Consider the following 26,329-nt stretch of genomic DNA (forward strand, 5'->3'; position numbering starts at 1 on the left):
GTGCTTGCGCCGACGTCGTTGATCGAAGCGGCCGCTCAACGCGGATCGAGGCCGAATCTCTGGCGGATTGCCCGACCGGCTTGGATGAAAAGAGCCCCTGCCGCCGGCGCCACGCCGAGCATGTGCATGCAGGCGTGGACCATGCCCTCGAGGAGAATGAGCTCGGCGGGCACGCCAGCGTCTCGGAGCTTGCGCGCATAGGCTTCGCCTTCGCTGCGCAGCGGATCATATTCATTGACCATGATCGTCGCCGACGGCAGGCGGGACAGGTCGGCCCGCAACGGCGCCGCGTAAACGGGGGGCGCGGACAGTCGGCCTCCGAGATAGTCCTCCCAGCAAAGCCTCATCATGTCGCGCGTCAGATAATAGCCGTCGGCGAATTCAGCGTATGACGGCGTGTCGAGATCGGTGTCCACGGCCGGATAGATGAGGAGTTGATGCGCGATCGAAGGGCCGTGGCGATCTCTCGCCAATAGCGCGGCGGCGGCGGCCAGATTTCCGCCGGCGCTGTCGCCGGCGATGGCGATGCGATCTCCGTCGATCGCCAATCGATCCGCGCGGTCCGCGACCCAGCAAAGAGCGCGATAGAAATCTTCGAGGGGAACAGGATAGGGATGCTCCGGAGCCAGCCGGTAGCCGACCGAAAAGACGACGCAGCCCGTCGCATTGGCGAGGGCGCGGCATGGATTGTCGTAAGCCTCCAGCGAGCAGAGAACGCCGCTCTGGGCGCCTGGCTGTCCGAGCACCGCAAAGCGAGAACACAGTCGATCATCGATCGACTACGGCAGGCGAAACACACCGGAGAGATCGAGGAGCATGTCGACGAGGCGGCGCTCGGCGACTGTTGCGCCACGATGCTTCATGGCTTGTCGGTGCAGGCCCGGGACGGCGTCGGCGCGGATCGGCTGAACGCCATGGTGGATGCGTTTCTTGCGGCGTTCGATCTCATGACGACGAAACGCCGCCGCCGAGACCGCGCCTCCGTTCGAAACTCGATCCGCCGCTGAGAACCGTCTTCTCGCCGACGTGAGGGCGCCGGCGTTGCGCCGCTCGAAACGACCCTCGCAACCGATTTTGGGACGACTATGCGGCCAGTTCGGGGACTTCGATTTCGATCAATTGCCATAGTCGGGCGCTGCCGGTCCCTCATGGACTTTGCGCTGGTTGATCCGCCCGCGAGCCCGGCCACGCCGAGAGAGCGACGTCCGCCAATGCGTCGAGGATCTTCCGGCTGACGCCATCGCGGGCCTGGATCGACAAACCCTGCACAACGGCGGCATAGTAAGAGGCGAGGGCCTGCGTATCGGTCGACGGCGCGAGTTCGCCTTCGCTGGCTGCGCGATCGAAGCGCGCCTTGATCGCCGCGATCGTCGCTAGCCTTCGCCTTGCAACATCCGCCGCCACCGAAGCGTGCTCGGGCGCGCACGCCACCACGCCGCTCGCCAGCATGCAGCCTGCCGGCGCCGGCCCATCCGCGTAGACCTCGATCGCCTCACGCAGAATGCGTTCGACCGCGCGCCAGGCGCTCGGCTCTTCGGCTAGCGCGCGCTGGGCGAAGGAGCCGTAGGTGGCGCCGTAGCGGTCGAGCGCCTCTCGGTAGAGTTGCTCCTTGCTGCCGAAGACGGTGTAGAGACTCGGCGGCGTCACTCCCATGGCCGCGGTCAGGTCGGCGATCGAGGTCCCCTCATAGCCACGACGCCAGAACAGCCGGAGCGCCGTCTCCAGCGCCTCGTCCCGGTCGAGCGCTCGCGGACGGCCGCGCGGCCGCTTTGCGATGGTTTTTGTAGTGACCAATATAAAAATCCCTTGCGAGGTGCGAAGGCTTATTTTAATATCACTCGCTAGTTTATTGCAATTGGAGAAACCCGTGACCGATTCACGCCAATCTATCGCCACGACACGCAGAGCTTACAGGCTTACGCGCGTCGACCGCGGCCTTCGCCTCCAGCAGGTCCGGGAGGCGGCGCCGACTCCTGGGCCAAACGAGGTTCTCGTCGGGATCGAGGCGGTGAGCCTCAATTACCGCGACCTGCTCGTGCTGCGCGGCGAGTTGGGGCCTGTGCGCGAGGGGTTGATTCCGCTCTCCGACGGAGCCGGCCGCGTCGTTGCGACCGGCACCGATGTTACCCGCTGGCGCGCAGGAGACCGCGTCGCTCCAACTTTCTACCGGGATTGGGTTGTCGGTCCCTATCGTGAGGCCTACGGCCCATCGGCGCTCGGCGGCGGCGACGCCGACGGCGTGCTGGCGGATCTGGTCGTCGTGCCCGAGGCCTCGTTGGCGCCCGTCCCGGACAGCCTGAGCCTGGAAGAGGCCGCGACGCTTCCCTGCGCCGCCTTGACCGCCTGGCAGGCGCTGGTCGTGCGCGGTGGCTTGGCGGTCGGCGACACGCTGCTGGTGCAGGGCACGGGCGGCGTCGCGCTCTTCGGCTTGCAGATCGCGAGCGCCTTCGGCGCGAAAACCATCGTGCTGTCGTCCTCGGACGGGAAGCGCGAACGCGCAACGAAGCTCGGCGCCTTCGCGACGGTGAACTATCGTACGACGCCGGACTGGGATGTCGAAGTCCGCAAGCTGACGGGCGGGCTCGGCGTCTCGCACATTCTCGAACTCGGCGGACCGGACACGTTCGACCGTTCGCTGCGTGCGCTCGCCGCCTGGGGGCATATCGCTCAGATCGGCGTCTTCAGCGGCTTCGGACCGCACTCGAACCTGATGCGGCTGCAGCTGATCAACGGAACCATCGACGGCATCAATGTCGGCTCCGCCGAGCAATTCGAGGCGATGAACGCCTTCCTCGCCGAGCATCTTATCCGTCCTGTGATCGATCGGACATTTTCGTTCGACGAGACGCAAGCCGCCTACGACGAACTCGCGAGCGGCCGCCACTTCGGCAAGCTCGTCATCCGTCTTTGACGTCGCGAGGCGGCAAGAAGCGTGTGTTCATTCACCTTCCACTTGCTTTGCGCTTTCGATGCTCATGGCCCCTCCGATCTTGAGGTTTTAATTTGCAACTGCAATGGGCGTGACGGTTGTGGTTTCGATATGCAATCCGTCCAACTCTCGGGAAGCCGCCAGCCGATCTTCCGGCCCGGACGGGGACGAGAAATCGCTGAGCGCTCAGGCCTGCCGGATGAATTCCGTGATGAGCCTACCGACTTCGTCCGGGGCATCCTCGAGGCAGTAGTGACCAACGCCAGCCAGACGATGCACCGGTGCGGCCGGAAAGAGCTGGGTGAAGAGCGGCAGGAAATGCTCGGCGTGAAGCGTGCGGTCTGCTTCACCCCAGATGGCGAGGGCGGGTCTGGCATGGATGGCGCGGATGGCCGCTGCGTCAGGCGTCTCGAATCTGTGCGCGCCCGTGGCGAAGCCCTTGGCCCAGCCGATCGCGCCGAGACAGTCGGCAGGGCTTGCGAAAGGCGATCCGTAGGCGTCGAGCCATGTGTCGGTGATGAGCGTGTTGTCCTCGAAGCCGTTGAGCTTGAGCGTGCTCAGGATATTGAAACCGAGCCGCCCCAGCACCGCTTCGAGGCTGCCGTCCGCTTCGGCTTCCGCGATCCATTGAAACCAGGGCGAGACGCCGGCATTCGCAGTCACTCGCTCAATGAGATCGGCCTGGCCGAACGGCGTCGGTCCGTTGGTCGAGATAACGCGACGAATGCGGTTGGGATGCCGGGCGGCGAGCCCCATGCCGACCGGACCGCCGAAGTCGTGCATGACGAGGGTGATATCGTCGAGATCGAGCGCAAGAACGAAGCGCTCCAGATTGTCGATGTGATCCTGCAGCCAGTAGGCCCGGTCCGGCGGCGTATCGCTCTTGCCGAAGCCCATATGGTCCGGGACGACTACACGGTGCGTTATGCTCAACACCGGGACCAAGTGACGGAACAGATAGCTCCAGGTCGGCTCGCCGTGCAGGCAGAGTATGACCCCTGCTTTGCGGGGCCCCTCATCGACGTAATGCATACGGAAGCCGGGAGCCGCGGTGAAATGCGGGGTGTACGGAAAGCTACCGCCGAAGGTGGCGTCGGATCGGGTCATGCACGTCTCCTCTCACGGAGTCAGCGCTAGTTGGGCCTGTGATTTCAAATTAAAACCATACGCCGTCATATCGCTTGAGGTTTTAATTTGCAACTACTACCTTCAAAAAGCGACAAGCCGCGATCTTCCCGATTTCGAGGGGAGATGGCATTCGGGAGATTGAACCCGGGAGCACCGTCTCGATGGTCAAGAGAGTCAGCCACAAAGATTCGAGCTGCGGCGTTGCCAGGCCACTGGATGCGATCGGAGACTGGTGGTCGTTGCTGATCGTTCGGGATGCTTTCGATGGCCTGCGCCGGTTCGGGGAATTTCAAAAGGACCTGGGGCTCGCGAAGAACATCCTCGCGGCCCGTTTGCGTAACCTGGTCGCACACGGCATCATGGACACCGTCCCCGCGTCCGACGGTAGCCCCTATCAGGAATACGTGTTGACAGAAAAGGGGCGCGGCCTGTTTCCGGTCCTGGTCGCTCTCAGGCAGTGGGGCGAGGACTTCTTCTTCGAGCCCGACGAGGCTCACGTCCTTCTAGTCGATAAGAGGAGTGGCCTTCCGGTGCGGAAACTGGAGCTTCGCGCCCAAGATGGACGCGTTCTGGGACCGGAGGACACGGTCGTGCGTTCACCGCCGGATGCGACTGGAAACGCTTGGCGATAAAACTGCATTATTCGTCGGTTGGCGCAGCGGATCGCCGATGGCGCTTCGGGTCCCCTGCGCCAACAAGGCCGAGACGGCAGAGTTCCGGCGGCGCAAGCGGGGATTGGATGATGCCGCTACGAGCAACGGCGGTTTGCCTGGCGATAATCGCACTTCTCGCCGCTCGGAGGCGTTGTTGGCGATTACCTGCCGTCGAGCATTTGCCGCAAGGCGCGCTTCGGACCGCGATGTCTTCGCGGTGGGGGTGGGCGGTCGATCCGTGGTGACGCGCCCAAATGGCGTCGTTTCGGTTTCGGGATGGGTGGGCGAGCGCGCGAGGTTGGTGTGCGGTCAATTCATAACGGTCGATTTGGGCGTGTCGCGTTTGCCGAAGATCGACAAATTATCTATCGCGCGCCGCATAGGGGATTCGAAGAGTTGAAACGAGAGGAGGCTCGTAATAAAAATGCAGGAGTAACAGATCAGGCTCAGAACAGCGATTACGACGCCGCTCCCTTTCATCAGTTTGTCGCCGACGATATTGATAAAAACAAGTATAAAAAGCCAGTGCCACATATAGATCGAATATGTGAGCTGCCCGAGTGGGGCGATCCGCATCACGATCGGAATTGCGGTCGCATAATTGTCGCGTGCGACCGCTCCCGTCACGACGACGATGATCAGCGCCAGAATCAACAAGGGAGATAGGCCTGCAAGCATGGCCGCGACAATCGCCAGAAAGCCGGCCGATAGGATGAAGATGTGGGGCGTGAGCCTTTTTATACGATGACGGAGGCGGAAGAGCGCTACGCCGACGCCGAAACCGAATAAACCGCGGAGAAGCGGATGCAAATTATTCGTCCAGTCGTGAATACTGAGGTCGATGCCATATCGATGGACGAGACCGAGCACGATCGCCGCGCAAATCGTCACGATAAAAAAGACGTCTCTGTGTTTCACGTTGCGGGCGAGGATAATCGCGATCGGGAAGCCGATATACATGATCATTTCGACGCTGATCGACCAGCTTACACCGTTGAAATAATGATCGTTTCCGCAATGGATAAAGGAATGGAGCAAAATGGCTGTGTCGGCGATGCACAGCGGGCTGAAGGACGGCGTATGTCGGCTCGGCAGTTGCAGCGCGGCGAATCCTGCATAAAGGGCCGCGGAAAGAAAGAGCGTCAGAAGATGGAGCGGGAATAGTCTTCCGATGCGTTTTTTCAAAAATCGGCCGTAGCTATGTAGATCGTCGATACGGTCGAAGTAGACGTAGGATATAACGTATCCAGATATGATGAAGAACATGTCAACAAATAGAGCAAGCCCCTCTGATCGCTCGGTTGCTGCGGGCGAAAGCATGAATTCCTTGGAGTGGTGGAATACGATCCCGAGAGCAGCGAGGAAGCGAAGCGTGTCGAGGTGTAGCATCTCACCCGATGTCGCCACGAGCGGCTGCAACCTAGACCACTTCAGCATAACCACTGCCTGCCCCTTGCTCCATAAGGTCTAGCTTGCGTCGATTGATTTACCAAGCGCAATTGGGCTATAGCGAGGCGAGAAGCCGGGGGATTTGTCGTCTCTCATCGGCTCGGCGTCCTGGCGCAAGCGGCTTCGCGACGCTATCGCTTTCGAGCGCGCGGCTCGGGGCCAGCTTTCCGCATTTCATCCAGAAAATCGAGATATTTCGCCGCGACGGCGTCCCAGCCGAAAGCCTCGGCGGTGGCGCGGGCGCCGGCGCGTAGCGCCGCAAAGTCGGCCACGTCGTCGAAAGCCGCGCGCAATTTGTCGGCTATGTCATGGGCGTCGCGCTCTATGGCGAAGCCGTTCACTCCGTCTTTCAAATAATCTTCGATCCCGCCGACGCGCGTGGCGAAGACAGGCAGGCCGGCGGCCATCGCCTCCATGCAGACGAGCGAAAAAGTCTCATAGACGGTGGGCAGCACAAAAGCGTCGGCGGCGGCGTAGAAGGCTTCGACGTCGCGCCGCGCCCCGCAAAACACCAGCTGGTCTTTCGCCGCTCCGGCGAGCTTTCTATAGCGTGCGGGATTGTCGGAGCCGACCACGGTCAGCCAATAGCGCTCGTCCAATAGCGCGAGGGCCTCGACGAGAGGAGCGAGCCCCTTGCGTTCGAATTCATGGCCGACGAAGAGTAGGAGCCGGGCGTCGCGTGGAATTGCGAACGCCTGACGAATTTTGGCGCGGGCGTGTTCCGATGCTTGGAAACGGTCGAGATCGATGCCATTGTAGATCACACAGATGCGCTCGGCGGGAACTTTGTAATGAAATTGCAGTTCTTCGCGAACGCGGGTCGAGACGGCGACGAATTTGCGGTAGCGCAGGCCGCCGATCATCCAGCGATCGCGCATGGCGACCCAATAATGCATCGGATTGAGCCGCCAGCTCCATTTGCCCGCCTTGCGCTTTTGCAGGAGGCTTTCCGCATTGACCGAATGAACGACCAGCACGTCGCCGCGCAGGCAATCGCCATGGCCGATGATTTGCGCCGCCGGCGCGCGGCGCGTGAGCGCCAGCGTGGCGGCGATGGTGAACAGCGGTACGACGATGAGGCGGCCGAAATAGCGCAGGGGGCCGCGCGTCGGTATGTGCGAGAGCCAGGGCGCGACTCTTTCGATCGCCGCCGCCGCATCGTCGTCTTCGGCGACCGCCGCCGCAATGACTCTATTGCGCACGCCGGCGCGCGAAAAGGCCTTCGCGAGCTCGAAGGCGACATTCTCGACGCCGCCCTCGCGGCTGAATTCTTGCACCACTTGAACGATTTCCAGCGTGCGGCGAGGTTCCATCGGTCAAGTCCATGAGACGAATGATTGCGAGAATTGTCGGGCCGACGCTGTTCTTCTTCGCGTCATCGGCGTTTTGCGCGGAGCGGCCTCTCCAGCATGATGAGCTTTGCGCTGACGGGACTTGCGTTCCTCGGCCGTCGCTCGACGCGCCTTTGCGAATGCGTATCGGCGGCGGCAATCTGGTGACGCATCTGCATGGCGCGCCCTCGGCGCAGATTTATGCCGCCTTGCGCGGGGTCGGCGCGCCGCTCGGTCGGATGGATTCTTACGGCTGGCGCACGCTCGATCGCAAGCCGACGCCGACGGATTTCGACGCCGCCATGCGCGAGGCCCATGAGCGTGGCGTCACGCCGATCATATTGCTCGAATATGAGGGCTCCTATCAGTTTCTCGAGCCGCCGCAGCCGATCGGCTCCTATGAGGACTGGTACGCCGCTGGCGTCGCCTATGCGAAGCGGTTCAGGCCCGGCGGCGATTGGGCGAAAGCCAATCATGTGACGGGTTGGGGCGTCACCGTCTTCACGGCCATCAACGAGCCCGATGTGCAGGCGACGATTCCGCGCGACGCTTATCGCAGGGCGCTGGAGGGCCTCGCCGACGGCGTGCACAGCGTCGATCGGGAGCTGAAGGTCGTTCCCGGCGGTTTCGCGACCTGCAATTCTCATGGCGACGCCACATTGCGCGGCTATGGCCCGGCCATCGCGCCGCTGCTGGAGGATGGTCGTCTCGATGGCGTCGACCTGCACACTTATTATAATTTTCGCTGGTTTCCGCTGACCAAAGGCCGTCACTTCTCGGCGCAGAGCTGTTTCGATCGCGTCAAAAAAGCGATGGGTCTCACGCGCGACGTCAATTTCTATGCGACCGAATATAATATCTCCAAATCCGAGGGGTGGGCGCGTCCTGAAACGGCGGCCAAATTGTTTTTGACCGCCTTTTGGGACGAAATGGCCGTCGCGGGCGCCAATGGGCGCCCAGCCACAATATTCGCCATGCCCTGGAATCTCGGCGATACGGGAACGATCGAAGGGCCGAGCTACGCTATGGCCGCGGCCGCCGATCCCTGGCGTCCAGAGCCGCGCGCCATCGTGCTGCGCAATGTGATCCGGCTCGCCGGCTCGATGCATTTCACCTCCATCGATCAGCAGAAGGGACTGCTGACTCTGGACGGACCGGACGGGCGGCTGCTCGTTTGGCACAATCTCCACGGCTGGACCGACGCGCCCGGCTCGGCATGGACAGTCGTTCTGCCGCCATGGGCCGTCGCCGCCGAGCTCTGGGGCTGGGATGGGCTGCGCAAAAGCGTCTCGGTGACGGGAGGAGAGCATCGCTTCACGGCTCTACGGCAGGGTGAGACTTATATGGTTTTCTTGCCGAGGCCTGAGCCGTGACGGAGCCTCGGTAGGCTTCGAACCAGGCGCGCCGCAGCCGGTGCGCCACTTCGTCATAGGTGAAGCGCGAGGCGACATTCTCCAGCGCGGCGCGTGACTTTGCCGGCATATCTTCCCTTCCCGCGGCTATAGTGTCGAGCAGCCGCGCGAGCGCCGCGCTGTCGCGCTCGGGAATGATCCATCCGCCCTCGCCGACGACGTCGGGTATCGCGCCGCAGGACGAGCCGATCACCGGCACGCCGCAGGCCTGCGCCTCTATGACGACGCGGCCGAACTGCTCCCGCACATGCGGCGTCGTGCGTGTGAGCAGCACGAGCGCGTCGAGCCCGCGCATGAATTGCGCGACCTCCTGCGGCGCCGCCCAGTCGCGAAAGCTCACGCGGTCGCCGAGGCGCAGTCGCTCGACGCGGGCGCGCAATTTGCTCCCATGCGGCCCGGCGCCGATCAGGCCGAGACTGACCATGGATCGCGTTTGCGCGAGCGCGTCGAGCACATCGTCCAGGCCTTTTTCCTCGACGAGCCGGCCGACATAGCCGATGCGCAATCCCGCGCCCTGCGGCGCCGCCGGGCCGTCGGGACGAAAGCACTCCTGATCTACGCCATAGCCGATCATCGTGACCGGGCCGTCATAGCCGCAGGCCCGGACGACAGCCTCGGCGTCCTGGCTACGCGCCAGAATATGCGCGCATTTCCTCAGCACGAAGCGGCGGATCGTCTCGAAGGGCGGCGGCAAGGACTTCAATATGTTCTGATCGACCTCGAGAACGAGAGCGGCGTCCTGTTTCGTGAGCGCGGCCTGCAGCGCCACTATGCTCCAGGGCTCTTCCCAAAGATGAAGCACATGCGGCCCGACTTTGCGCAGCAGGCGCGGGAGGCGCGGATAGAAATGCAGATACCAGTTCAGGGGCCCGGCGCTCGGAAACAGGATCGGCAGAATATGCAGCTGCATCGCCGGATCGACCGCCGGCTCGCCGACGAGCGAGCGGCCGAATTCGCGCCAATTTTCGGGCGTGACGAGATGCAGGTCGAGATCGCTCTGGCGCAGCAGTGGCGCGTATCGCTGCCGCCCGCCCTTTTGACCGACCGCGGAATGCGCCACGGAGACGACGCGCAATGGAGAGGGGAGGGGAGTGCAAAGATCAGACACGGCCGAGCATCCTCGCGATCACGCCGGAAAGTCCAGTCAAATGCAGCTCCGCCATGGCGAGGCTTCGCGCTGCGCCGTTCAGCGTGTTGCGCGGCAGGCTGAACGCATCGCTGCGGCGTCGCATCACGCCCTTGCGCGTCGTGGCCGCCGAGGCGAAACCTGCGCGCCGCGCCAGCGCGAAGTCGCGCGGGCCGGCGTCGGCGGCGCGGCCGAAGGGGAAGGCGAAATGGCGAATGTCTCTGCCGAGCCTTTCGCAGAGCCGCTCGCGGCAGGTCACGAGTTCGGCGAGCGCATCCTCCTCGCCGAGCGCTGAAATGCGGGGATGATCGACCGTATGGGCGCCGATCTCGACGAGCGGATCTCGCGCCAGCGTCTCCAGCATATCCCAGGAAATGGCGTGTTTCTCGCGCAGCTCCGCCGGGTCGAAGCCATTATTCGCGCAAAAGGCGCGATAGAGCGCGTCGGCGCGCGGGCCTTCCCAGCTCCGCTCGATCTCGGTATAGGCGCGGCGTTTGGCGAGCGCCGTCGCGACGTCCAACGTCCCGTCCAGAACGACGCGTTCCTTGCGCAAGAGAATCTCCTCGAGGCCGGCGTGCCACATGGGCAGGGAGGCGTCGGGAATGCCGGTGGTGACGAAGAGCGTCACCGGGGCCCCGTGCTTGCGGAACAGCGGGACGACGTCCTCGAAACTGTCGCGATAGCAGTCGTCGACGGAAAAATTCACGAAGCGATCGCCGGGCCGATCTGCGGATGCGCGTGTGATCGCCTCTTCCATGGTCACGATCGACCAGCCCTGCGCCTTCAAATAGGCGAGCAGAGCGTCGAGATAGGCGAGATCGAGATAGAAATTGCGATTGGGCAATCGCTCCCAGAGCGCGCTGGGCGCAGCGCGGTGAAAGGTGAACAGACAGCCCCGCGCGCCCCTCGCGACGTCGAAGAGCGCGCCGATCGGCCTCAGCAACGCCTCCATCGGCAAAACATCCGTCAAAGTCGATGCGAGACTCATGGCCGCTCTCCGAGCCCAAACCAAATTCGCAATTTTGAAACGCTCGCTCGGCGCAATTCCGGCAGCAGAATGAGCGCGCCCGCAGCGGTGCAGCAGGCGCAGACGACTGCGCCGGCGACGAGCCGCGGCGCGAGAGCGCTCGTCGACGCCGCGATCGACCAGCCGGCCGCCAACATGACGACGCCGGGCGCGGCCGCCATGCCTATCAGCGCGAGAATTCGCTGGCGATTGGGCAGCGCCCATGTGGTTCCGACGAGCAATGTGAGGCTGCGCGCGCTTTCGCCGAGGCCGATCAGCAACATGCCATAGGCCAGCGGCGGAGCCAGCCAGGCGCCGATCGCATTCAAGAATATATTGACGAGATAGGCGCTGACGACGATCAGCGTCGCCCGCGCATTGCGCCCCTCGCTATTGAGGCGCCGCACGAGAATCCAGCCGAGCGTCGAGGCCCAGAGGCCGATGGAGACGCCCTGCAGCGCAGAGCTCGCGAGCAGCAGTCCGGTCTCCGAGAAGGCGCCGCGGAAGAATGCCAGCCGGACGATATCCGATGCGAAGACATAGGCGAAGGCGGATGCGGGGATGGTGATTACGAGGATGAGGCGGACAATGCCTTCGATCTGATGATGGCCCTCGTCCTTCCTGTAGCTCGACATATAGGCGAGGCCGACCGGCTGGCTGATCAGCAGCGTCGCCGTATCGGAGAGCGTGCGCGCATAATCGAGCGAGGCCACAGCGCCGGTGACGTTTTGCGAGGCCGCCAGGCGCTCGATCCAGACCTGCCCCTGCTCGGCGAAGGGGAGCGCGAGCAGCGGCCGCAGCCGCCACAAAAACGTGCGTCCCGCGGCGATGATCGCCGCAGGGCGCGCGCCGCTCGGGTCCAGCGTCCGCGTGCGATAGCGCGACCACAGGCCGAATAGACCGAGCGCATAGAAGGACAGAGTGAAAGGCCAGGCGAGTGCGCCGAACCAGCCGGTGAAGGAATAGAGCGTGAGGCCGATAATCATGGAGAGATTCAAAAGCCCTGCGCGCAAATTGGAGAGTCGCGTCTCCCCGAGCGCGATTTCGCCCGCCGCCAGCGTGTTCGCCAGCACGGAGGCCGGCATCGCCCAGCTCATGATCGCGACATAGCTCAGCGTCAGCGCTTTGCCTTCCGGCGTGAAGCCGCCGAGCATCAGATCGATCCACCAGGCGCCGAGCGCCTGCACGCAGAGCATTGCCGCGACGGCGGCGAGCGTCAGCGCGCAGCAGAGCGAGGCGAGCAGGCGAGGGGCGCTTCCGTCCGCCTGCGCCCGCTGAAGCATGGGAATGAGTATGGCGGGCGCGCTCTCATTCTGCAGAAAGCACAATGGCAGCAGGATCACGGTGACGGCGCCCCTGTAACCGTCGGCGAGCAGTGAGGCGCCGAGCACTTGCGCCATAGCGATTTCGCGCCCGAAGCCGAGAATTTTGCTGGCGAGCGCGCCCATCATCAGCAGCGCCGCCATTTTGCGGGGGGCGGCGGCTCGAGCGGGCGCTGGAGGCGAATCCGGAGCGGCGGGCGCGGCGTCGCGCAGGCGTTGCGTCGCGCTCATTGTCGCCGTCGATGGTCGGTCGGGCGCGGGGCCGTCGCGGGGCCGCAGGCGAGAGCGAGCGCCATGAAGGTCCAGAACAAAAAGCCGGCTTCGCCGGACCCTATGCCGGCGAGCGGCAATTGCACGAGGAAAAAAACGCCGAATGCGCCGAGGACGACTCTGTCGGGGGAGTCGCCGTCGTTCATGGCGCCGAGGATTGCCGAGACGGCGACCCACACCAGCGCAAAAAGGCAGATGAGGCCGAAGACGATCCCCATGGATTGCCAGCACGCGATGATCATTCCGTCGACGGGCTGCGAACCGGCGACGCCCGTATCGACGGTGGTGAAGCCGGACCCGATCAGCGAGCTGTCGGAGAGGCTCCACAAAGTCGCATATTGATCGAGCCGCTCGCGCGCGCTGCCGTCGTGGCTGCCTTCCGAGAATGTCGCCAGTCGCGCGCTGATCTGGTCTCCGAAGGGCGTCGATGTCAGGGCGACGATCGTCGCCGCGCCGACGCCGAGCATCATCGCGAAGGACCGCCCGCGGGTCGCGCGGAACAGGCCGCAGAACAGTATGGCCGCGACGAGCGAGATCCAGGCCGTGCGATAGAGCGAAAGGAAGAGCGCGAGGGCGGCGGGCGCAGTGGCGATCTGCGACAGCCAGTCGCGCTTGCGAAACCAGACGAGCAGAAGCCCTGTCGCGGCGAAGGTGGCGAAACCAGCGGGCGCATTCATCGTGCCGAAGACGCGCACGCTATAGGGCAGGGGCTGGCCGATGGAGGTGATCGGCGCATTCTGCATCCAATAGCGATCCCAGGCGGGCGGATCGACATATTGGGCGACGCCGTAGAGGCCGACGAGCGGCAATGTGATCGCGAAGACATCGGCGAGCGCGGCGAGAATCTCGTCTCTCTCCGCAACGCCCGCGAGCAGCATGGCATAGAGCAGAGGAGCGATCCATTTTATCGTATCGCGCGCGGCGCTCATCCATTCGCCTTGGAACAAGGTGAGGATCATCGCATAGAGGACGCAGCCGATGACCATGAACAAAGGGCGCATCCGGCGCATCCGATCCGACGAGGCCATAGGCTCGAGAAGATGATGCAGCGGCGCGATGAGGCAGGCGAGTGGCCCCAGCAGCATGAGGCTGCTCGTGTCATAGCCGAGCGCGAGATCGACGAGGCGTCTGACGAATGGCGCGAAGAGGAAGAGGAGCAGGGCGGCCCCGATATGCGCCGCCGGTCCGCGCCGCCAACTCCACCATCCGACCATCGCGCAAGCCGGCACGAATAATGCGCGCGCAGGCGGGCCGATGAACGGGCCCAGCGCGCCGAATATCAGCAATGTCACGAGCGCGGCGGCCGAGCCGACGAGGCAATCTCGCGAATTCCGCGCGGCGTCGCGATGCAGCCGAGCGTCAGTCGTCGCGCCGGGAAGGCTCGCCATCGCCGCTCAAGCCGCTACACGCAGGAGGCGCCTCAGAAAGGCCGGCTCGTCGCGCTCGACCATATTGACGGCGAGGCCGAGAAGTCGTCCGCCCGAAGCCGTGAGCCACTCCATCGCCGTCAGCACTTCCTGCGCCGAACATTGTCCCGCGCGCGCGCAGAGCAGCGCCGCATCCGCGTGACGGACCACCAGGCGCGCGTCCAATGTTTCGGCGGACGGGCAGTCGAGCAGGACGAGATCATAATCGCGCGTCGCCTGCAGCACAGTCCCGATGCGCATGCCGATCTGCGGCGGCGTCGCTTTGGCGGAGGCGCCGATAGGCAGAGCGTCGAGCTTTCGCGTCGCGGTCCTCGCCACGCAGTCGCGCAGAGGCGCTGTCGCATCCAACGCCTCGAACAGACCGGGTCCTCCTTCGAGGCCGAGCGCGGTCTCGAAGGCGGGAGCGGCGCGGTCGCATTCGACGACGAGCACGCGACGGCCCATCGTCGCCGCGAAACGCGCAAAGGCCAGAGTGAGAAAAGTCTTGCCGTCGCCATGGGCGGGCGAGGTCACGGCGACGATGCGCGATCCCTCCGCATCGCCGATGCGCGCGCTCGAATAAATGTCGAAGAGCGCGCGTTGCAGAGCGTCGTCGCGCTCGGCGAGCTTCAATGCGGGCTTCAACGGAAGGTTCTGCTTTTTCGGCGCGAGCAGGCCGAATGTCTTGCCTTGTTCTGCGCCGTGCTGATAGGGCAGCTCGACGCAGAGCTCTTCGCCAGTCGAGGCGGCGAGCTCGGCCGAGCCGCGCAGGCTCTTGTCGAAACGGTCGCGCAGGATCGCCGCCGCGGCGCCGAGCAGAGCGGCGAGCGTCGAGCCGGCGGCGAGAAACGGCAGGCGCTTGGGGAAATAGGGAAGATTGGGCAGATCAGCCATGCTGACGAGGCGCGTGCTTCCATTCAGGACGCGGCGGTCGGCGTCGAGCTCGCTGGCGCGCTTGTAGAGTTCGGAATATTGGCGCCTCTTTATGTCGACGCCATGGACGAGCGTGTCGATCGAGCCTTGGTCGATCATCGCGTCGCCGACTTCGGCTTTGGCCGCCGCGACCTGCGCTTTCAACGAGCCGACGAGCGAATTGGCCGCTTCGTAGTTTCTCTTCACGGCGGCGGCGACGCCGGCGACCTCGGCGGCGAAGCGTCGCTGCACCATATCGCGCTCGCGCTCCAATTCGCGCAGCGCCGGATGCAGATCTCCGAGCGTGCTCCGCGCGGAAGCGAGCCGTATCTCGACCATTGTGAGCTGCTGCTTTAGGTCGGAAACGCTACGGCTGGCCAGCACGGCGGGAGAATCGGCCAGTCCCTTTCCCTTGTTCGCGGAGATTTCCTCGAGACGCGCCGCGGCTTCCGCTCGCGTCGTCTCCGCCGCCGAGAGTTGCTGCGTGAGGCTGGTCAGCCGCTCGGAGTCGATCAGCGCGTTGGTTCCGCGCGCGAGACCCTTCTTGCGCTTGAACTCTTGAATTTTCGCGTCGTCGTCGCGCAATTCGCCATCCAGCCGACGGACCTCCGCCCACAGCCAGTCGGCGGCGCGCCGGCGCCCGGAAGAGAGGGTTTCGCGTTGATCGTCGAGAAAAGCAACGATCAGCGCATTGGCCATTTTCTGCGCGATCTCCGGCCGCGTGGAGCGATAGGAAATGCTGATGACGCGCGAGCGTCCGACATTGCCGATCGAATAGCGCGGCTGAACATATTCGATCATGGAGTCCGGATCGCTTTTTATTTTGTCGCAGATCGAGGGGCGGCCCGATATTTCGAGGAGAGCGCCGACCCCTTTGTTCGCCGCGCAATCTTCCAGCGCGAGATCGAAAATGCCGGGAGCGGCGATCGCCGCTTTCATCACGCGGGAGGAGCCGATGACGAGAAGCTGGCTCTCCATATCCGCCGGATCGCCGGCTTTCTGAGCCCAGACGCCGGAGGCGTTGTTGTCGCCGGGTTCTTGCTCGGCGACGATCACGGAGCCGGACGCCAAATATTGAACCGGCAGCACGACGAGCGCGACGACGACGGCGACGAGGATCGCAGTGAAAATTGCGGCGAAGATCGCCCTACGTCGCCACAGCGCGGCGACGAAGCTTCGTTCTGGCGCGCTCGCGGCATGGCCCGCGGCGCGTTTCGGCGCGAGATCTGAAACGGCTGCGCCTAGATTGTCATAGGCCATGCGGACGTCCAATTCGATTCCATGCCGCGTTCTCGACTTTCGATCGTGTGGTCTACGACGTCTTCGAGCTCTCGTCGAAAGCGTTCGGCCGAGAATCTCTGGGCCTGCTTTCGGCATTCGGAACTCGAGAAGTGATCCTCCTGCGCGACGAAGCTGCGGACGCAGTCTGCGATCTCCGCGGGAGTGGCGTTGGCGAAGAACATCCCCGATCGAGGCGCCGTCGCCGACACCGACTCTCGTGCGCCGCCGCGATTGAGCGCCAGAACCGGCGTGCCTTCCGACATGGCCTCCACCACGACGATCCCGAAATCCTCCTCGGCGGCGAAAACGAATGCGCGCGCCGAGGCCAAAAGATAGCGAAGCCGTTCATCGCTCACGAAGCCCTCGAAGGCGACATTTGGGGTCGCGATCTTGCGCAGCCGCGAGGCGTCGGGGCCGTCGCCCGCGACGATCAGTCGAAGATCTCGCAGTTCGGCGAATGCCCGCACGATGGCCTCCACATTTTTGTAGGGCACGAGTCGACTGGCCGTGACGAAGTAGCTTTGGCGCGGCGCATCGACGTATCGGCCGAGCGAGACCGGCGGATAAATGACCCTCGCTCGACGGCCATAGGCTTTCTCGATTCGTCGCGCGACGAAATGCGAATTGGCGATGAGGACGTCCGGCCCATTCGCCGTTCGCGCGTCCCAAATGCGCAAGTAATGAAGCAGGCTGCGGGCGATGGCTCCTTTGAGCCCGTTTCGATAGCCATTGTCGCGCAAATATTGGTGCTGCATGTCCCATGCATATCGCATCGGCGAATGAATATAGGAGATATGAATCTGATCTGGCCCCGTGAGCACGCCTTTGGCGGCGGCGAAGCTGCTCGAGATGATGAGGTCGTAAGAGGAGAGATCGAACTGCTCGATCGCCAAAGGCATCAAGGGCAGATACCAGCGATGGCGCGTGGCGATGAAAGGGGCGTTCTGCAAGAAGCTGGTCGTCTCGTGAGCGATGCCGATGACGGCACGGTCCTGCGGCGTGAGAAGGTCGAAGAGCGAAAAAACATGCGCCTGCGGATAGCAGCGCAAAATCTCGCGGAGGACGCGTTCGGCCCCGCCTACGACATAGAGCCAGTCGTGCACAACTGCGACGCGCATCGAAAAAAACTTCCCTTGCTGTTCTCGAGCGAGCGTCGATCGAACAGGGTCGTCCGTTCGGCGCGGTAGGGCCCCGGCTATCATTTCAAAAAACGAGCGACGCCGTCCGGCGAGGACGCGAGATGGAAATCTCCCGCTTTCAATTCCATATTTGTACGATTACGCTCACGCTCCCGTAAAGTCGCTTTTGTGAGGGTTAGTTAACACCCGCGCATTCGGCGATTGTGGCGAAAATGGACACGAGCGGCGTGACGACCGACATCTCGATTTAGAAAGATTCTGCGATATCCGAGTATTGAAGAGCGGTTCGCGCGCGATGGTTTCGACTGAAAAATAGTCGCTCTCGGCTTGCGCCGGCGCCGATACTTCGAGACGGGTCGCGGCGAAATTCTATCGCCGGCCTGCCTGGAGGCGCCCCTCGCCAGGGCCGTGTCCCAAGCTGCGCGATTTGGCGCGGACGTTCGAGAAAAGCGTTCCAGGGGTCTGGACAAGGCCTTCGGCAGTTTCTATAAGCCCGCTCTCGGCGTCGCTCGGCGCCCAGGCCCAGGTAGCTCAGTTGGTAGAGCATGCGACTGAAAATCGCAGTGTCGGTGGTTCGATTCCGCCCCTGGGCACCATCCCCCTAATCTCCCGGCATCCCAGAACGTCTCAGCCTGCGTCATATTGCATTGATATGATTGTTAGTTTTTAGATTTTGACGCCTTCCGCCGTCTCAATCGGCATCTTCGGATATCACCCAATCTCGTAAATTTGTTGGCCTTGATGTTGGCCTCACCCTAGTATCTGCTGGCCCGAGGCCAACAGCCCGGAGGCGTCAATGCCCCTGACAGATACAGCGTGCCGCGCCGCCAAGGGCCGGGAGTCGGAATACAAGCTCTCCGATGGCGGTGGGCTCTACCTCCTTGTGAAGCCGAGCGGCGCGCGGCTCTGGAACCAGGCATACCGGTTCAGCGGGAAGCAGAAGAAGCTCTCCCACGGCGCCTATCCCTCCGTTCCCCTCGTCGAGGCGCGGCGGCTGCGCGACGAAGCCAAGAAGCTGTTGGCCTCGGGAGTCGATCCTGGGGCCAACAAGAAGGCCGCGAAACTGACCGCTGTGATCTCGGCGACGAACACCTTCGGGGGCGTTGCCGAGGAATATCTGCAACGCATCGAGGATGAGGGCGCCGCGGCGTCCACCGTCACGAAGAACCGATGGCTGCTCGTCGATCTTGCCGGCCCCGACCTTGGCGCCCGACCAATCGCGGACATCACCCCGGCGGAAATCCTCGCGTTGCTGCAACGGATCGAACGCAGCGGGCGCCGGGAGACGGCGCGGCGGCTACGAAGCGTGATCGGCACCGTCTTCCGGCTCGCTGTCTCCACGCTGCGGGCCGAGGACGATCCGACTCTCCTGCTGCGCGGCGCCCTGATGGCGCCGAAGGTGCAGCATCGGGCTGCAATCACCGACGAGAAGCGTCTCGGCGCGCTTCTGCTGGCCATAGACGCCTATGACGGCTGGCCGACGCTCCGGTGCGCTCTTCAGTTCACGGCGCTGACGTTTGCCCGCCCCGGCGAGGTCCGCGGAGCCACATGGGCGGAAATCGACGCGGAGGAGGCAATCTGGCGCATCGACGGCGCCCGCACCAAGGTTCGTCGGCCGCATGACGTGCCCCTCTCCCGACAGGCGCTCGATGTGCTGCGCGAGGTGAAAGAGGTCGCCCGGAGCACGCTCGTGTTCCCTTCTATTCGCTCCAATGCCCGCCCCCTGTCGGAGAACGCCATGAACGCCGCGCTGCGGCGCATGGGCTTTACACAGGATGAGATGACCGCGCACGGCTTTCGGGCCGCTGCAAGCTCGATATTGAACGAACGGGGCTTCCGACCCGACGTGATTGAGGCCGCGCTCGGGCATCAGGATCAGAACGAAATCCGGCGCGCCTACAACCGGGCGAGTTATTGGCAAGAGCGGATCGAACTGATGCAGGCATGGTCAGACTGCATTGATAAATTGAAACGAAGCCCCTGACGAAAGACTTCGCTCTTGCACTGAATCCAGGGGCGCGGTCGCGTCACCGACCATCATCGACCTCCGCCACCGGCCGCCACGCAAGGGGGTTGGCGACCCAGCGGTCGATTTCGGATTCATGCCAGCCCGCGCCGTTGGCGCTGATTTTGATCTGTGCCGGGAAGGTGCCCTCGGCGATCTTTCGGTAAATAGTGGACCGCGAGAGGCCTGTCCGAGCGAGGACGGTTCTCAGGCGGATGATACGGTCTGGTTGGCGCACGGCTGCCTTGCCTTCTGCTGGCTTTGTTTGACTGCTCCCGAGCCAGACAGGACAAGGATTCATCGCTGTGCAAGAGGGTTTTGCGCGCCGTCGCAGCGGGGCGCGCCGGCGGCGGAAAATAGGCGGGGTCAAAACCCGATGTTCCGGCCTCTGCCAAGGTCGATGCCGTGGCTGAAGGCGAGTTCCAATCCGAGTCGGCGGCCCGATTCGACCCCGATTCCGAGGTCTCGCTTGCGGCCGGCGAGGATCGACTCGAGCTGCGGATCGCGTTCGAGGCTCATCGCCATGTCGCCCATCGCCGATCGCGTGGCCTTGTAGCCGGACATGTCCGCCGCCTGATACTGGCGCTGGCTGGTCTGGCCGAGCTCCCGCCAGCGTTCCACGAAGCGATCGGCGCGGCGCTGCGGATCGGTGCGCAGTTCGGTTTCGAGCTGTAGGGCGCGGATGGCGCGGGCGGTGCGCCCCGTGGCCGCTTCCGAGGCGAGTTCCGGGTTCTTCTTGTAGGCGGCTTCGGCATCGTGCGAGCCATAGGGCCGCACCTCCTCGAAGATCTTGCGGGCCTCCTGCAATTCCTTCACCTGCTCCGGGTTGGCCTTGCCGCCTCTCTCCTGCATCTCGAAGATCGCATCCACGGCGCGAGCATGGCGGATGAGCGCCTTGGTGCGGGCGCGGCGCAGCGCCGCTTCCGGGTCTTCCGCCACTTTCCTTTCCGGCCCCTGTCCGCCGGCGGCGGGCAGGCGCAGGCCATCGAACATGCCGCGCACCTTCTCGGACGCCTGCTTGACGTTCTCGACGACCCGCTCCATCCGCTCGCGGAAAGTGATCCCGCGCCGTTCGGCATAATCGCGCGCCGGCGCGAGCCGCTCGTAATCCGACGCCATATCCTTGGCCCGGTCGCGCGACAGGGTGCGGGCAAGCCGGTCCTGGCTGGCGAAGTCGTCATGGCCATAATGCAGCTCCATGCCGTCGCGGTGGCGCGACATGGCGACATAGGCGCCGTGGGCGTCCAGGCCCGGCGTGACCAGAACATGGGCGCCATCCACGGTCATGCCCTGCGCTTTGTGGATGGTTGCGGCATAGCCGTGGTCGATGCGGTCGTAATCCTTCAGGTCAAAACGAACGGAACGACCGTCGTCGGTGCGCACGCTCATGCTCTGCGTGCTGACCTCTTCGATGGCGCCGAGCGTGCCGTTCCTGACGCCGAGGCCGCGCTCGTTCTGAAGGAACATGACGCGATCTCCGCGCGCGAAGCTGCGCTCACCGCGTTCGACCACCAGGTGCACCTCATCGCCGAGATTTCCGGCGTCCCGCATCCTGCCGCGCGCGGCCTCATTCAAAGCGCGCACCTCGGCATTGGCGTGGGTGAGGATGATACGGCTGCGGCCCGGCGACGCCTGTCGGTCGCGATCCCAGCCGTCGATCAGATCGTCGCGCGCCTGTTGCCGTGTCGCAGCGGCATGGACCATGCCATGCTTGTCATAGGCATGGAGCGCATCGGCGGTTCGGCCGGTCGCCAGATCGCGCGTGGCGTCGCGCTGCCAGTCCTCCCACTGGCGGCGCACCTCGCCGATCTCCGCCCCACCGTGACGTTGGTGGATAGACCGGAACGCCGCGCCGGCTTCGATGGATTGCAACTGTTGCGGATCGCCGACCAGCACGACCTTGGCGCCGGCCTCGGCGGCATGGGACAGCACGCGCTCCAACTGGCGCGTGCCGACCATGCCCGCTTCGTCAATCACCAGAACATCGCGCGCGGTGAGCATGTCGCGGCCCTGTGCCCAACCGTGTTCCAGGCTGGCGATGGTGCGCGACGAGATGCCCGAACCGCTTTCGAGATTCTCGGCGGCGATGCCGGACAGCGCCACGCCGCGAACCTCGTAGCCCGCCGCTTCCCAAGCTTCGCGCGCCACACCCAGCATCGCGCTCTTCCCCGTTCCGGCGTAACCAACAACGACGCCGAGATCGCGCCCGTCAGTGACATGCGCCAGCGCCTCGGCCTGCTCTCCGGAAAGCACAAGGCCACGCTGTTCGGCACGAGCCAGTGCGGCTTCGCGATTCCTGTCGTTCACTTCATGGCGTTCCCGCTCGGCCATCATCTCGGCGGCACGGTGCAGGCGCTGCTCCGATTCGATCATATCGCGGGTGGTGAAGCGGTCCTCGCCCCGGCCGTCCTTGCCGAGTTCGACAAGATCGGGCGCGTTGCGCATTGCGCCCATGACCTCGTTGAACTGGTCGATGCCGTCGCTGTGGCGATGCGCGAACAGCGCTATGTCGCGTCGCGTGAAGGTGGATTGCTGATGCGTGATCGCGTCTAGTGCGATGGAAGGATCGGCGATGATGCGCACGCCGTTGTTGCGTGCGATCTTGCGGTGCATTTCCGCGCGGTCGGCAACCTCGATGCCTTCGCCTGCGATGCGATGTGCGGGCGCGCCGATCTGGCTTTGCGGCTCCAGCACGATGCCCTGCGCTTCCAGGCTGCGATGGTCGATGCGCGCGTCGACGTCGAGTTCGGCCAGACGCTCGTTGGCAAGCTCGGCCCAACGCTCCCGCCAGCGTTCGAGCAACTCGGTGCGGTTCCACTCCCGCACCTTCGGACCGAAGCCATTCTCGTCCGCCGAGCGCATGGTCAGCATGACATGCGCATGGGGCTTCAGCATTCCGTCCTCGGCCATATCCCAATGCACATTGAGGTCGGCGATCATGCCATGGTCCACGAATTCGGACCGCACAAAATCGCGGGCGAGCTCGATGCCCTGGCGCTCCGTCATCTCGCGCGGAAGTGCGAATTCGACTTCGCGGGCGAGCTGCGCATCCTTCCTGACCTCGAGCGCCTCGACATCGTTCCAAAGTCGTTCGCGGTCCTTCCACGCCTCCGGCGCATTCTCCGGCAGCAACACCTCGGAATGGACGACGCCGCGCTTGGCCGAGAAATCGTGACCGCGTCCGAGCCGGTCGTCGCGCAACCGCGAGGCCGAGCGGTAGGCGGCGGACGCCACCGCGCTGGAGCCGCATTTGCGGCCGATGACCTTGACGTGAAGATGATAGATCGCCATCGCGATCCGAACATCATCACAACGAAGCGCACGTCGGAACGACGTATAAGCGCGCCCTCCCTCGAAAAATTCTCGGGAGGGACCACGCCGTTCCCAACTGTCCCGGCAACCTTACAGCATTTCGGTAGCCGCTCGACTATCCTCTCTCTCCATCAACAGCATGTGGAGGACATGATGCGCAAGCCGCGGGACTTCGATGCGGAGCTGAAGTCGCTCGAACACAAGGCGCGAGACCTCAGAAGCCGCAAGGTGCAACAGCTCGGCGAACTGGTCATTTCGACCGGAGCCGATGCGCTCAGCGCCGACGAATTGGCGGGAGCGTTGATCGTGCTGGCCGAAACCAAGGATGCCGGAAAGAGGGAGGCATGGGCGAAGCGCGGGGCCGCGTACTTTCAGGGCCGGTCGCGACGAACTGCGTCGGCGCCTCGCGGCGACACTGGCGGCGTTGCGGCGCAACCAGGCGGCGCGCAACCGTCATCAGACGGCGCGGGCGCGGCATGACATGCGCGCCTGGCAGGTCGAGCGCCGCAAGCGCACGCGACATCTGATCGAACTCGGCGGCCTCGTCGTCAAGGCCGGCATCGTCGACTTGACCGGCGACGATCGCGCCACCATTCTTGGCGCGCTGCTCTGGATGGCCGACAAGCTTCAAAGCGATCAGGGCGAACACGCGCGGGCGCTTTGGGCCGCAAAGGGGAAACGTGCGTTCGCGGATGACTGAAACGGCGGTCGAACCACACGTTCGACCGCATCACTATTTTCTCGGATTTTCTCCGATCTTAGGTATGATTCGCTAAACGCGACTCACTGCGGACGCATGACCGACGAAATCCTGACATATCGGGAGGTGGCCGACTTCCTAAAATAAGAAATGTTGAGGTTCAGCAGCGATTTGTGAATGCCTGCAACCGACGCGAAGGCCTCAAGCGAATGCTAACTTCAGCCGCTTCGGCGGCGACCGACTGCATCAATGCCGCCACGCATTCTGGTTTTCTCCCTGGAAGTGCCAAATTGCCGAACATTTCAACGGAGGGTCGGGCAGTATGAGCGCCGCGACTGCGCAATCCGCTCCTTTAACCGAAAAAGCTGCCCTCACAGACCTCGTGACATGGGCGGAGAAACGGGCTGCATGGCAGAGAGATGCCCTTCGTCGCCTGGTCACAGGCGAAACGCTCGACGGTCAGGCGATTGCGGAACTTACGGAGCTTTGCCTCGATCCCACGCGCACCCATGCGCCGATTTCGCAATCGCATATCGTGGCCGAAACCACCGCGGCGGAGCCGATTTCACTTGTTTCTATAAAGAACCCCACCGCTATCAATGCGCTTGCCGCCCAGCAGGAGCTATCGTTTGAGCCCGCCGGGCTGACGGTGATTTACGGCGATAACGGCTCAGGAAAGTCGGGCTATGTCCGCGTCCTGAAACACGCATGTCGGTCGCGGGACGAGAAGTTCGCAATCCACAGGGATTTGGAGGACAAGACCGACACGCCGCAATCTGCCGAGATACGTTTCGCACGGGGCGCGCACATCGAACAATTCAATTGGACACCTGACGGCGGGCCGCACGGCGACCTCCCATCGGTCAGCATTTTCGATTCCCGAAGCGCAAGCGTCCACGTCGAAAGCACCAACGAGGTCGCATATATCCCCCGGCCAATGCGATTGCTGGAGGCGCTGGCCGACGCTTCCGACCGCATCAAAACAGCACTCGATGGCAGGATCGCAACGCTCAACGGTCAGGTTCCGCTTGCGATTTCAAACCCCTCGTTGAGTAGGGAAACGGCCGCTGGCAGCTACGTCTTCGGGTTAAGCGCAAAGTCCAACATCCCTCAGCTTGATAAGCTCGCCGCGTTTAGCGATCAGGAAACCGCTCGCCTCGCCACGTTGGAAACCGACTTCGCTCAAGACCCCAAGCGCGCCGTGGCGCGGCTTGAGAACCAGCGTGGCGAGGTCGAGCGCATCCAGACGGCCCTTCAGGCTCTTATTGGCGCTACGAATGAGTCAGCGTTCTCACAGTTGAGTGCGCTGCGTAAGACCTACGGTGACGCCGTCGAGGCCGCGTCGGTGGCGTCGCAACAGCTATTCAGCGCATCGCCATTGCCCGAGGTAGGCCAAGCCGCCTGGCAAAAACTGTGGGAGGCCGCCCGTGCCTACGCGGATACCGTGGCCTATCCCGGCAAGACATTTCCTTCGAGCGAACCGGACACGCTTTGCGTGCTTTGCCAGCAGCCCCTCGGCGCGGACGCAATCGTACGCCAGCAGACATTCGAGTCGTTTGTCAAAAGTTCGACTATGGCTGACGAAGCGGCGGCGCGCGTGAAACTGGACGCTGCGCTTACCCGGTTGAAAGGGCGGGTGCTGCGCCTTGGCGATGTTCTGAAATCCAGCAAGCTTCTCGCGACGGAAATCGGCGATTCGGCGCTCGCGCAGGCGGTCCGCCGGACGTTTGTCGTGGTGCTCTGGCGACTTCGGGCGATGGTCAGGGCATATGACGAACCTAAGCCACTTGGCGCTGATCCGCTCCCGTTGCTCGCGGCCCTCGCAGCCGATCTCAAAATCCGCGCCGCGCAGCTTTCCGCCGATACGCAGAGCGACGACTACAAGAAACTGAAATCCGAATACCTTGAACTCAAGGACCGTGCCGCCCTTGCGCCGCTGCTTCCGGACACCAAGGCGCACATCGCGCGCCTCAAGGAAATAGAGTCGATCAACACCGCGCTGAAGGCGACCGCCAAGAAACCGATCACCGACAAGAACAAGGAACTCTCGGATCGCATGGTGACGGACGCGCTGCGCGGTCGATTTGCGCGAAATCGGGAAACTCAAACTGTCCAGAATGCCGGTTGAGCTTCGCAAGGAGAAAGATCGGCAGGCCGTATCGTATTTTCGTGTTGCGTTGGTGGAGAACCCCAACGCCAAGGTCGGCGAGATATTCAGCGAAGGCGAGCACCGCTGCGTCGCGCTCGCCGCATTCCTCGCCGAATTGGTCACGGCACAGCGTTATTCCGGCATCGTTTTCGACGATCCGATGTCATCGCTCGATCACATCCACAGGGGCGCCGTTGCGTCACGGCTGGTGGAGGAAGCGGAACACCGCCAGGTCGTCGTGTTCACGCACGACCTCGTCTTCCTATACGAACTTCGCCGCGAAGCGGAAAAAGCCAACCGGCCAATCGTGTTTCGCAATGTCCGGCGGCAACAGGAAAAGCCCGGCTACATTGAAAACGAGTTGCCAGACAAGGCGAAATCCGGACTTGAGATGTGTAACGCGCTGCGCTCGTCGCTGAAATCGGCAAAACCGGGCTTCGACAAGTTGACAGATACGCAACGCACCATCTTCTGCAAGGGCACTATTGGTCAATTGCGCGATGCCTGGGAGCGGGCGATCTCCGACTATATCCGCCCCGTGCTTGAAAGGTTCGATAACAAGGTCAAGCCCACCTCGATGTTCAAGCTCGGCATTCTCACCGATGACGACGTGAAGCGCGTGATGGCCGCCCAGGGAAGGTTGTCCGAGGATCTTCATTCGTCGGCGCAGGCGTTGAATCCCGAAGCCGTATCGCTTGATGACCTGCTTAATGAGGTCAAGGCGCTGGAAGATTGGATTCAGTCCATCCGTGACCGCCAAAAAAATGCAGTCAAGCCTGCGCTGAGCTAGGACACCGCC

General features: G+C 63.5%; 21 protein-coding genes and 1 tRNA gene. 9 read left to right on the top strand and 13 right to left on the bottom strand.

The annotated features are described in order from the left end of the window. Positions 1-35 precede the first annotated feature (35 nt). Both KP010_RS02025 and KP010_RS02030 read right to left on the bottom strand, forming a co-directional pair. Positions 36-746: an alpha/beta hydrolase gene (locus tag KP010_RS02025; RefSeq protein ID WP_371824183.1), complete on the bottom strand. Its 711-nt coding sequence runs from the start codon at positions 744-746 to the stop codon at positions 36-38. 400 nt (positions 747-1,146) lie between these two features. Further along, positions 1,147-1,794, bottom strand: coding sequence for a TetR/AcrR family transcriptional regulator (locus KP010_RS02030; RefSeq protein ID WP_246659764.1), 648 nt, complete (start codon positions 1,792-1,794; stop codon positions 1,147-1,149). 73 nt (positions 1,795-1,867) lie between these two features. Here KP010_RS02030 and KP010_RS02035 point away from each other — a divergent pair, with 73 nt between their 5' ends. Beyond that, the gene (locus tag KP010_RS02035; RefSeq protein ID WP_371824184.1) at positions 1,868-2,911 is read left to right on the top strand and encodes an NAD(P)-dependent alcohol dehydrogenase; all 1,044 of its coding nucleotides are present in this window, start codon (positions 1,868-1,870) and stop codon (positions 2,909-2,911) included. 204 nt (positions 2,912-3,115) lie between these two features. On the opposite strand, the gene KP010_RS02040 is transcribed toward KP010_RS02035, so the two are convergent. Next, positions 3,116-4,036, bottom strand: a complete 921-nt coding sequence (locus KP010_RS02040) for an alpha/beta fold hydrolase (protein WP_142862135.1) — start codon at positions 4,034-4,036, stop codon at positions 3,116-3,118. Positions 4,037-4,218: 182 nt separating this feature from the next. Between KP010_RS02040 and KP010_RS02045 the strand changes: the two genes are divergently transcribed. Continuing rightward, on the top strand, positions 4,219-4,689 hold the full coding sequence (locus tag KP010_RS02045) for a helix-turn-helix domain-containing protein (RefSeq protein ID WP_142862134.1): 471 nt from the start codon (positions 4,219-4,221) through the stop codon (positions 4,687-4,689). 330 nt (positions 4,690-5,019) lie between these two features. On the opposite strand, the gene KP010_RS02050 is transcribed toward KP010_RS02045, so the two are convergent. Together KP010_RS02050 and KP010_RS02055 are read right to left on the bottom strand one after the other, a co-directional pair. Continuing rightward, complete coding sequence (locus KP010_RS02050; RefSeq protein WP_253203745.1) at positions 5,020-6,147, bottom strand: acyltransferase; 1,128 nt, start codon at positions 6,145-6,147, stop codon at positions 5,020-5,022. A gap of 143 nt (positions 6,148-6,290) precedes the next feature. Beyond that, a complete protein-coding gene (locus KP010_RS02055) occupies positions 6,291-7,472 on the bottom strand; it encodes a glycosyltransferase family 4 protein (protein WP_142862132.1) in 1,182 nt (393 codons plus the stop codon). Positions 7,473-7,630: 158 nt separating this feature from the next. On the opposite strand from KP010_RS02055, the gene KP010_RS02060 reads away from it, so the two are divergent. Further along, positions 7,631-8,863 carry a hypothetical protein gene (locus tag KP010_RS02060; protein ID WP_246659762.1) on the top strand — a complete coding sequence of 411 codons (1,233 nt, stop codon included), beginning with the start codon at positions 7,631-7,633 and terminating at the stop codon, positions 8,861-8,863. Here KP010_RS02060 and KP010_RS02065 read toward each other — a convergent pair. From KP010_RS02065 to KP010_RS02090, 6 genes are read right to left on the bottom strand one after another with little or no spacing between them, the layout of a single operon-like run. After that, entirely contained in the window at positions 8,805-10,010 is a 1,206-nt protein-coding gene (locus tag KP010_RS02065) for a glycosyltransferase (protein WP_142862130.1), read from the bottom strand. The genes KP010_RS02060 and KP010_RS02065 overlap by 59 nt on opposite strands. Then, entirely contained in the window at positions 10,003-11,016 is a 1,014-nt protein-coding gene (locus KP010_RS02070; protein ID WP_142862129.1) for a polysaccharide deacetylase family protein, read from the bottom strand. Before KP010_RS02070 ends, KP010_RS02065 begins: the two co-directional genes overlap by 8 nt. After that, positions 11,013-12,587, bottom strand: a complete 1,575-nt coding sequence (locus KP010_RS02075; RefSeq protein WP_142862128.1) for a lipid II flippase MurJ — start codon at positions 12,585-12,587, stop codon at positions 11,013-11,015. Before KP010_RS02075 ends, KP010_RS02070 begins: the two co-directional genes overlap by 4 nt. After that, the gene (locus tag KP010_RS02080) at positions 12,584-14,014 is read right to left on the bottom strand and encodes an O-antigen ligase (RefSeq protein WP_142862127.1); all 1,431 of its coding nucleotides are present in this window, start codon (positions 14,012-14,014) and stop codon (positions 12,584-12,586) included. The genes KP010_RS02075 and KP010_RS02080 overlap by 4 nt, the downstream gene beginning before the upstream one ends. A gap of 6 nt (positions 14,015-14,020) precedes the next feature. Further along, positions 14,021-16,204, bottom strand: a complete 2,184-nt coding sequence (locus tag KP010_RS02085) for a lipopolysaccharide biosynthesis protein (protein WP_142862126.1) — start codon at positions 16,202-16,204, stop codon at positions 14,021-14,023. Further along, positions 16,186-17,343 carry a glycosyltransferase gene (locus tag KP010_RS02090; RefSeq protein WP_216280351.1) on the bottom strand — a complete coding sequence of 386 codons (1,158 nt, stop codon included), beginning with the start codon at positions 17,341-17,343 and terminating at the stop codon, positions 16,186-16,188. The genes KP010_RS02085 and KP010_RS02090 overlap by 19 nt, the downstream gene beginning before the upstream one ends. A gap of 541 nt (positions 17,344-17,884) precedes the next feature. Between KP010_RS02090 and KP010_RS02095 the strand changes: the two genes are divergently transcribed. Together KP010_RS02095 and KP010_RS02100 are read left to right on the top strand one after the other, a co-directional pair. Further along, a tRNA-Phe gene (locus KP010_RS02095) sits at positions 17,885-17,960 on the top strand. Positions 17,961-18,160: 200 nt separating this feature from the next. Further along, positions 18,161-19,348, top strand: a complete 1,188-nt coding sequence (locus KP010_RS02100; RefSeq protein ID WP_216280352.1) for an integrase arm-type DNA-binding domain-containing protein — start codon at positions 18,161-18,163, stop codon at positions 19,346-19,348. Between the two features lie 43 nt (positions 19,349-19,391). On the opposite strand, the gene KP010_RS02105 is transcribed toward KP010_RS02100, so the two are convergent. After that, positions 19,392-19,607 carry an AlpA family transcriptional regulator gene (locus tag KP010_RS02105; protein ID WP_142862123.1) on the bottom strand — a complete coding sequence of 72 codons (216 nt, stop codon included), beginning with the start codon at positions 19,605-19,607 and terminating at the stop codon, positions 19,392-19,394. A gap of 128 nt (positions 19,608-19,735) precedes the next feature. After that, positions 19,736-22,660, bottom strand: a complete 2,925-nt coding sequence (gene traA / locus KP010_RS02110; RefSeq protein WP_216280353.1) for a Ti-type conjugative transfer relaxase TraA — start codon at positions 22,658-22,660, stop codon at positions 19,736-19,738. A gap of 174 nt (positions 22,661-22,834) precedes the next feature. Here traA and KP010_RS02115 point away from each other — a divergent pair, with 174 nt between their 5' ends. The 4 genes from KP010_RS02115 (at position 22,835) to KP010_RS02130 (ending at position 26,320) form a co-directional block, all read left to right on the top strand. Next, positions 22,835-23,161 (top strand): conjugal transfer protein TraD, encoded by a 327-nt coding sequence (locus tag KP010_RS02115; RefSeq protein WP_216281445.1) that lies wholly within the window; start codon positions 22,835-22,837, stop codon positions 23,159-23,161. Position 23,162: 1 nt separating this feature from the next. Continuing rightward, on the top strand, positions 23,163-23,381 hold the full coding sequence (locus KP010_RS02120; RefSeq protein WP_216280354.1) for a conjugal transfer protein TraD: 219 nt from the start codon (positions 23,163-23,165) through the stop codon (positions 23,379-23,381). 322 nt (positions 23,382-23,703) lie between these two features. Beyond that, positions 23,704-25,509: an ATP-binding protein gene (locus KP010_RS02125; protein WP_216280355.1), complete on the top strand. Its 1,806-nt coding sequence runs from the start codon at positions 23,704-23,706 to the stop codon at positions 25,507-25,509. After that, positions 25,499-26,320 carry an AAA family ATPase gene (locus KP010_RS02130; RefSeq protein WP_216280356.1) on the top strand — a complete coding sequence of 274 codons (822 nt, stop codon included), beginning with the start codon at positions 25,499-25,501 and terminating at the stop codon, positions 26,318-26,320. The genes KP010_RS02125 and KP010_RS02130 overlap by 11 nt, the downstream gene beginning before the upstream one ends. Positions 26,321-26,329: the final 9 nt, after the last annotated feature.

This window comes from Methylosinus sp. KRF6 (assembly GCF_018887255.1).
Lineage (GTDB): Bacteria > Pseudomonadota > Alphaproteobacteria > Rhizobiales > Beijerinckiaceae > Methylosinus > Methylosinus sporium.